Here is a 7468-nt window from a genome sequence, read left to right on the forward strand (position 1 = left end):
GCCATGAAGACGATTCCCGGCGGTGTGACCGCCTGCCTGCTCCTCCTCGCGGCCGCGGCCGCCCCCGCACCGGCCGCCGAGGCCGCCCTTCCGGCCCGGTCCGCCCGCGCGGCCGCCGCCGAGATCGACGCGCTCCTCGAAGCCCACTGGAAGGCGAACGGGGTCGCCCGGAACGAGCCGATTTCCGACGAGGTGTTCGTCCGCCGCGTCTACCTCGACCTCGCGGGCCGCGTCCCGACCGGCGACGAGGCGACCGCGTTCCTCCGCGCCGCGCCCCCGGACAAGCGGGCCGCCCTGATCGACGACCTCCTCGCCCGCGAGAGCTACGCCGCCCGGTTCTTCCACCTGTGGGCCGACGTGCTGCGGTACAAGTCGCGGTCGGTCAACCAGGCGAACGTGATCGAGGCCGTGTACGGGACGTACATCCGCGAGAGCCTGCGCGCGAACAAGCCGTACGACCGGTTCGTCCGCGACATGCTCGGGGCGAAGGGGTACGCCTGGGACAACGCCGCGGTCGGGTACTACCACCGCGACCCGGACATGCCGCTGGACAACATGGCGATCACGTCCCGGATCTTCCTCGGCACCCGCATCGAGTGCGCCCAGTGCCACGACCACCCGTTCGACAAGTGGAAGCAGACCGAGTTCTACCACCTGGCCGCGTACACCTACGGCACCAGGTCGGTGAACGAGCCGTTCGCCGTGGCGCGGGCGGCCATCCGGGCGCGGGAGCAGGCGATCCAGGCCGACTTCCTCAAGGAGAAGGCCGGGGCCGCGGACGGCGGGGCGGCCGCGGCCGAGAAGAAGAGGACCCGGCTCGACGCGATCGAGACCCGGGGCATCGCGGGGGTCATCAAGGGGTGCGTCGGGCAACTGTTCAGCCCGGTGGGTCTCGACCGCGACGCGGGCCGGGTGCTCAAGCTCCCGCACGACTTCAAGGAGAAGGACGGCAAGCCGTTCGAGGCGATGAAGCCCGCGACGCCGATGGGGGCGGCGGCCGAGGTCGCCCCGGGGCAGGACCCGGCCGCGGCGTTCGCCGACTGGGTGGCGTCGCCGAAGAACCCGCGGTTCACCCGCGTGGTCGTGAACCGCCTGTGGCGGGAGCTGTTCGGCGTCCCGCTGACCGAGGCGTTCGACGACCTCCGCGACGACACGAAGGCGATGGTCCCCGAGGTGGAGGCGCGCCTCGAGCGGCTCATGGTCGCGAGCGGCTACGACATGAAGTTCTTCCTCGCCGCCGTCGCCAACACGAGGGCGTACCAGTCGGCCGCGGGCCGCGACGAGTTCGCCCGGGGCGGCGTGTACCACTTCACCGGGCCGGTGCTGCGGCGGATGTCGGCCGAGCAGGTTTGGGACTCGGTCGTCGCCCTGGCGAGCCACGACCCGGACGCCCGCGACCGCGACCGCGAGGCCCGCGACGAGCGGCGGGTCAACGTCTCGAAGATGGCGTTCGAGGCGTACCTGGAGTTCGACGGCGAGAAGCTGCTGGAGATGGCGGCCGCCCGGCTGGTCCGGGAGCGGGAACTGGCGAAGCGCGAGCTGGCGATCCGCGAGGCGATGGTGGTCGCGAAGCGGAACGGCGAGACGGAGAAGTTCCGCGACCTCGCCCACCAGGAGGGCGACATCTCGCGGCAGCGCGGCGAGGCGCTGGCCCGCGGGTTCATCATGCCGCTGCTCGACAACCTCGCGAAGAAGAAGGGCGGCCCCGACGCCGCACCCGTCCCCGACCCGACGTACCAGGTCCACCCGAACGCCCGCGTCCTGACGAGCGAGACTTGGCGGCGGATGCACGTCCCGGGGTACGGCCCGGCCCCGAAGACCCAGGCGGAGAAGGACGCCGAGGCGAAGGCCGAGCGGGATCGGCTCGGGAGCCTCGCCGCAAAGCTCGGGTTCACCGGGGCCGACCGGGTCGGGTTCGTCGCGTACTGCGAGCGGGGCCGGGGCGAGTGGGTCCGCGCGTCGGAACTGGAGAGCCCGGCCCCGCGCGGCCACTTCCTGCGGACGATGGGGCAGAGCGACCGCGACTTCGTGGAGAACTCGAACCGCACGGCGACGATCCCCCAGGCGCTCCTGCTCCTGAACAGCGACCTGATGACGGACCGGGGCGTGCTGTCGCGGTACTCGCCGCTGATGGCGTTCGTCAACCGCGCCGGCACCCCGGAGGCCCGGGGCGACGCGGTGTTCCTCGCGGTGCTGTCGCGGAGGCCGACGGCCGGTGAGCGGGCCGCGTGGGGGGCTGCCGCGGCCCGCGGCCTGACCGTCGCCGACCTGGCCCACGCGCTCCTGAACACCAAACAGTTCGTGTTCGTGCAGTAGCCGGCGGGCGTCCGCCGTGGCGATCACAATGTGTGCCCCCCGTGCGCACGCGCACCGGCGGCAGATGAGGTGCCCACGGCGGACCCGCGCTCGGCGGGCATGCTCGGCTTCTTGGGTGCGCTTCGCGGGCGCGGCCGACGTCCCGGTCGCGGCGGGCTACTCGGGCACCGAAACCTTGAGCGATGCACGAGCTCACGCGGACGGCGGCCCGCTCGCACCGGTGACGTGCGGGCTGGCCAGTACGGCTGGCTCCGCTCGACTTCCGCCTCTCTCACTTTCTCGGCAGCGTCCGCACGAACGTCGCCGCCCGCTCGACCCACGCCTTCAACTGGTCGTCGTCCTCGACGCCCTCCGGCTCGACCGCCACCCAGTTCCGCATCGGCCTGCCGGTGATGTCGAACGCCCGGACGTGCGGCTCCCGGAGCGCCGCCTCCCCATCGTCGGGGCCGAGGCGGGCGATGAGCCGGTCCTTCCAGACCCCCGCCAGCACGTTGCCGTCGAGGAAGAAGCAGAAGCAGCCGAACAGCGTCCGTTCTTCGACGCCCCTCGTGCGGGCCAGGGCGTCCCGGATGCGGGCGGCGAGGGACTCGTCGTAGGCCATCGGCAACCCCGTTCGCCCGGTGCCCCGGGACGTCTCTTGACTCTGTAGTATACTCCAGGCTGTAAGATGGGGCTACCGTCGCTCGCTGCGGGGGCGTACTCGATGAAGGCCATGAAGATCGGCGAGGTCGCCCGGCTCTCCGGGACCGGGATCGAGACGATCCGCTTCTACGAGCGGGAGGGGCTGCTGCCGGTGCCGCAGCGCCGGCCGTCCGGCTACCGGCAGTACGACGGGTCCACGGTCGAGCGGCTGGACTACATCCGGCGGGCCAAGGAACTCGGCTTCACCCTCGCCGAGATTCGGGACCTGCTGGAGTTGTCGACCGCCGCCACCGACTGCGAACACGTTCGCGGCCGGGCCGAGGCCAAGATCGTCGACATCGAGGCGAAAATCCACGCCCTGCGGCGGATGAAGCGGGCGCTCGGCAGGGTCGTGGAGCGCTGCCGGGCGAAGGGTTCGACCGACAACTGCCCGCTGGTCCACAAGACCCGGAAGCGGGCGGCGGAATGACCGAGAGGACGGCATGAAACGACTCTGGATCGCCTTCACCCTGGTCATGGTCCTGTCGTTCCTCGTGCTGGGGTGGATCGGCACCCGCATCCACCAGGAGATGCCGCCGCTGCCCGCCCGGGTCGTCACGACCGACGGCACGGTCCTGATTGCCGAGGGCGAGGTTCAGGCGGGCCAGAACGTCTGGCAAGCCCTCGGCGGCATGGAAGTCGGCTCGATTTGGGGCCACGGCAGCTACGTCGCCCCCGACTGGACCGCCGACTGGCTGCACCGGGAGGCCACCTTCATCCTCGACCGCTGGGCGAAGGCCGAGTTCGGAACCGAATACGCCACGCTGGACGGCGAGCGGCAGGCGCAACTCCAGGGCCGGTTGGCGAAGGTCATGCGGACGAACACCTACGACCCCGCCACCGGGACCGTCACCGTCGCACCCGTCCGTGCGGAAGCCTTTCAGGCGAATCTCAAGCACTACAGCGACGTGTTCGCCAACGGCAAGTCCGAGTACGCCATCCCCAGGGGGGCGGTGACCGACCCCGACCGCTTGAAGAAACTGTCGGCCTTCTTCTTCTGGACCGCATGGGCGGCGAGCACGAACCGGCCCAGCGAAGGGGCCACGTTCACGAACAACTGGCCCTACGAGCCACTGGTCGGCAACCGGCCCACGGGCGATACGGTGGTGTGGACCGGGGTGAGCATCATCGTGCTGTTGGCGGGCATCTCGGCGATGGTGTGGTGGTACGCCGCCCGCCGGAGCGAGGAGGAAGTGAAGCCCCTGCCGGAAACCGACCCGCTGGGCCGGTGGGTCGCTACGCCGTCGCAGCAAGCGACCGTCAAGTACTTTTGGGTCGTGTCGGCCCTGATCCTGGTGCAGATGTTGCTCGGCGTGGTGACGGCCCACTACGGCGTCGAGGGGAACGGGTTCTACGGCATCCCGCTGGCCGACTGGCTGCCGTACAGTGTGACCCGGACGTGGCACATCCAGATGGGGCTGTTCTGGATTGCGACGGCGTGGCTGGCGGCGGGGCTGTTCATCGGCCCGCTGGTCAGCGAACACGAACCCAGGGGACAGCGGCTCGGCGTGAACGTCCTGTTCGTGGCACTATTGGTGGTGGTCGTCGGGTCGCTCACCGGGGAGTTGTTGAGCGTCCACAACACGATGTCGGACACGGCGTCGTTCTACTTCGGCCACCAGGGGTACGAGTACGTCGACCTCGGGCGGGTGTGGCAGATCGGCCTCTTCGTGGGCCTGCTGCTGTGGTTCTTCCTGATGGTCCGGGCGCTGCTCCCGGCGCTGCGGAAGCCGGGCGAGCAGAAGCAACTGGTGGCGCTACTGGCCGTGGCGAGCGCCGCCATCGCCCTGTTCTACGGGGCCGGCCTGACCTGGGGCCACCACACGCACCTGTCGATGGTCGAGTACTGGCGGTGGTGGGTCGTCCACCTGTGGGTGGAGGGCTTCTTCGAGGTCTTCGCCACCACGGTCATCGCCTTCTTCTTCATGCGACTGGGCCTCGTCCGCCCCGGCGTGGCGGCGGCGGCGGCGCTGCTGTCGGCCACCATCTTCCTGTCGGGCGGGATCATCGGCACCTGCCACCACCTGTACTTCTCGGGGACGCCCACGGTCGCCCTGGCGTGGGGGTCGGTGTTCAGCGCCCTGGAGGTCGTGCCGCTGGTGCTGCTGGGGTTCGACGCTATGGAAGACCTGCGGCGGTCCCGGCTGACGCCGTGGGTGAAGCAGTACAAGTGGCCGATCTACTTCTTCGTGGCCGTCGCCTTCTGGAACATGATCGGGGCGGGGCTGTTCGGGTTCATGATCAACCCGCCCGTCGCCCTGTACTACATGCAGGGGTTGAACACGACGCCGCTGCACGGCCACGCCGCCCTGTTCGGGGTGTACGGGATGCTCGGCATTGGGCTGATGCTGGTGTGCCTGCGGGCGCTGATTCCGGGCCGGGAGTGGAAGGACGGGGTGCTCCGGTTCTCGTTCTGGTCGCTCAACGGCGGCCTGATGATGATGTGCGTCCTGAGCCTGCTCCCCGTGGGCCTGATGCAGACGTGGGCCTCGGTCGATCACGGGTACTGGTACGCCCGCAGTTCGGAGTTCCTGCAGACGCCCACGATGCAGTGGCTCCGCTGGATGCGGGTGCCGGGCGACACGGTGTTCTTCCTGGGGGCGGTCGCCCTGGTCGTCTTCGTGGCCGGGCTCAAGACGGGCCACTCGTTCCGCAAGGCAGACGCGCCATGACCTCGTGCGACCTCGACACGTCCGTCCCCGATTGGGTCATCGAACACCCCGAGACCCTGGCGGTGTTTCAGCAGTTGGGCATCGACTACTGCTGCGGGGGAAAGTCGCTGGGGTACGCGTGTCGGGAGCAGGGACTGGCCGCCGAGGCGGTCCTGGCGAAGCTGCTCCGCTGCATTGAAGACGAGAAGCACCCCTGACGGGTGCGGTTCTTTGAAGGAGGCGAAGGATGGCAGTTGCTCACGCGCGGCCCGGCGAGGTCATTGACGTTCGCCCCCTGGGACCGGCCCTGGCGACGGCCAGCACCGGCACGCTGCTCAAGACCGAGAAGGTCGAGGTCATCCGCCTCGTGATGGCCGCGGGCAAGGCGCTGGCCGAACACAAGGCCCGTGGCGAGATCACCGTGCAGTGCCTCGAAGGGAAGATCGCCTTCACCGCCCTCGGCCGGACGCACGACCTCGCGGCGGGCCAAATGCTGTACCTGCCAGCCGGGGAACCGCACTCGGTCCGGTGCCTTGAAGACGCATCCCTGCTGCTGACGGTCGTGCTGGGGACATCGGCCCACCGGGAGCCCGCTACGGTCCTCCCGGGAAGTCCCTCCGCGTAGGTCCGCAACGTGGAACTCGAACCCACGCGACGTGGCATCAGAACCCGTTCGGGTCGATGACCTGGCCGTCGCGGCGGTCGCCCAGGGCGTTGAGGACCGCGGTCGTGGTGCCGTACTTGACCCCGCGGACGGACCCGTCGGCGAACGCGGCCGTGACCCCCGAGATGTGCGCCGACCCGATCTGGTGCTGGTTCGCAGAGGTGCCGTCGCGGTCGAACGGGTAGCTCGTCAGGCAGACGTTGTCGTTGTCCCACCCGACCGCGTACCCGGTGTCGTCGTAGCTCGAACCGGTCGCGTACTGGGTCGGGTTCAGCCGCTTCTCGGCGAACACCATCGTGTTCGAGGTGCCGTCGGAGACCATGTCCATGCGGCACAGACCGGTGAGCGCGACGCCCGGCCCCTGCTCGCCGAGGTAGTTTCGCACGATCACACCGTAGTACGGGCCGCTGCCGTGGTACTCGCCCCCGGGGCCGGTGACGGCGCAGTAGTCGATGACTCCGCGGGTGCCGTGGCCCGTTGTGATGGTGGTCGGGGCGCGGCGGCTCGGGCAGAAGTACCCGGAAATCACCTGGGCCTTCAGGGTGGTGTCGTTGGTGATGCGGTAGACGTTCTCCTGCTCGAGGTGCGGCAGGATCTGGAACGCCCAGCCGAGTTGCTGCGCCGGCGGGGCCGCGGGCGCGCCGCCGACGAGCGTGAGCGGATCCGCCCACCGGTTCCCGCCGGTCGGGAAGTAGCCCCGCGCGTCGTGGTGCGAGTGCGTGGCGAGAGCGATTTGCTTCAGGTTGTTCTGGCACTTCGTGCGGGCGGCGGCCTCGCGGACCTTCTGGACGGCGGGGAGGAGCAACCCGATGAGGATCGCGATGATGGCAATCACGACGAGCAATTCGATGAGCGTGAACGCACCGCGGCAGGCACGGGAGAGGGACATGAGACACCTCGGGCGGACGTGGGGCGATTGAGCAGGTCGTGTGGAGTACCGGACCTCGCGGTTGATTCGAACCGGTTCGCGCGGGCGGCAACCATCACACCTGTGTAATTATGCCCGAATCTCCCAGCGGTTCAACTCGAATCCCGTGGGGATCGAAACCGGAACCGCACGCCGGGGCGGTTGACCAGACGGGGTGTACCTGTGGATTTGGTCCGCTGGCCCGGCGAACCCTGAGCGCCAGCGAGGGGGTGAGGCGCACCCCCTCGC

Annotated in this window: 7 protein-coding genes; 5 read left to right on the forward strand and 2 right to left on the reverse strand. The window is 69.7% G+C overall.

Translation table 11 applies throughout. The annotated features are described in order from the left end of the window. The first annotated feature begins 3 nt into the window (after positions 1-3). The gene (locus ACTIGN_RS26165; RefSeq protein ID WP_439629410.1) at positions 4-2316 is read left to right on the forward strand and encodes a DUF1549 domain-containing protein; all 2313 of its coding nucleotides are present in this window, start codon (positions 4-6) and stop codon (positions 2314-2316) included. Between the two features lie 271 nt (positions 2317-2587). Here ACTIGN_RS26165 and ACTIGN_RS26170 read toward each other — a convergent pair whose 3' ends face one another. Then, entirely contained in the window at positions 2588-2917 is a 330-nt protein-coding gene (locus ACTIGN_RS26170) for a TfoX/Sxy family protein (protein ID WP_439629412.1), read from the reverse strand. A 66-nt stretch (positions 2918-2983) separates the two neighbouring features. On the opposite strand from ACTIGN_RS26170, the gene ACTIGN_RS26175 reads away from it, so the two are divergent. From ACTIGN_RS26175 to ACTIGN_RS26190, 4 genes are read left to right on the forward strand one after another with little or no spacing between them, the layout of a single operon-like run. Then, positions 2984-3427 carry a MerR family transcriptional regulator gene (locus tag ACTIGN_RS26175; RefSeq protein ID WP_439629414.1) on the forward strand — a complete coding sequence of 148 codons (444 nt, stop codon included), beginning with the start codon at positions 2984-2986 and terminating at the stop codon, positions 3425-3427. A gap of 13 nt (positions 3428-3440) precedes the next feature. Next, positions 3441-5669 (forward strand): nitric-oxide reductase large subunit, encoded by a 2229-nt coding sequence (locus ACTIGN_RS26180; protein WP_439629416.1) that lies wholly within the window; start codon positions 3441-3443, stop codon positions 5667-5669. Beyond that, positions 5666-5866, forward strand: a complete 201-nt coding sequence (locus ACTIGN_RS26185; RefSeq protein WP_439629418.1) for a DUF542 domain-containing protein — start codon at positions 5666-5668, stop codon at positions 5864-5866. Before ACTIGN_RS26180 ends, ACTIGN_RS26185 begins: the two co-directional genes overlap by 4 nt. A gap of 29 nt (positions 5867-5895) precedes the next feature. After that, on the forward strand, positions 5896-6273 hold the full coding sequence (locus ACTIGN_RS26190; protein WP_439629420.1) for a cupin domain-containing protein: 378 nt from the start codon (positions 5896-5898) through the stop codon (positions 6271-6273). 37 nt (positions 6274-6310) lie between these two features. Here ACTIGN_RS26190 and ACTIGN_RS26195 read toward each other — a convergent pair whose 3' ends face one another. After that, positions 6311-7201 carry a DUF1559 family PulG-like putative transporter gene (locus tag ACTIGN_RS26195; protein WP_439629421.1) on the reverse strand — a complete coding sequence of 297 codons (891 nt, stop codon included), beginning with the start codon at positions 7199-7201 and terminating at the stop codon, positions 6311-6313. Positions 7202-7468: the final 267 nt, after the last annotated feature.

It is taken from the genome of Gemmata sp. (genome assembly GCF_051859125.1).
Classification (GTDB): domain Bacteria; phylum Planctomycetota; class Planctomycetia; order Gemmatales; family Gemmataceae; genus Gemmata.

Bases quoted from the DNA above. Each gene is read 5' to 3' on its own strand.
- ACTIGN_RS26180 (WP_439629416.1), top strand. From the start codon at position 3,441: ATGAAACGACTCTGGATCGCCTTCACCCTGGTCATGGTCCTGTCGTTC.
- ACTIGN_RS26170 (WP_439629412.1), bottom strand. From the start codon at position 2,917: ATGGCCTACGACGAGTCCCTCGCCGCCCGCATCCGGGACGCCCTGGCC.
- ACTIGN_RS26175 (WP_439629414.1), top strand. From the start codon at position 2,984: ATGGGGCTACCGTCGCTCGCTGCGGGGGCGTACTCGATGAAGGCCATG.
- ACTIGN_RS26190 (WP_439629420.1), top strand. From the start codon at position 5,896: ATGGCAGTTGCTCACGCGCGGCCCGGCGAGGTCATTGACGTTCGCCCC.
- ACTIGN_RS26165 (WP_439629410.1), top strand. From the start codon at position 4: ATGAAGACGATTCCCGGCGGTGTGACCGCCTGCCTGCTCCTCCTCGCG.
- ACTIGN_RS26195 (WP_439629421.1), bottom strand. From the start codon at position 7,201: ATGTCCCTCTCCCGTGCCTGCCGCGGTGCGTTCACGCTCATCGAATTG.
- ACTIGN_RS26185 (WP_439629418.1), top strand. From the start codon at position 5,666: ATGACCTCGTGCGACCTCGACACGTCCGTCCCCGATTGGGTCATCGAA.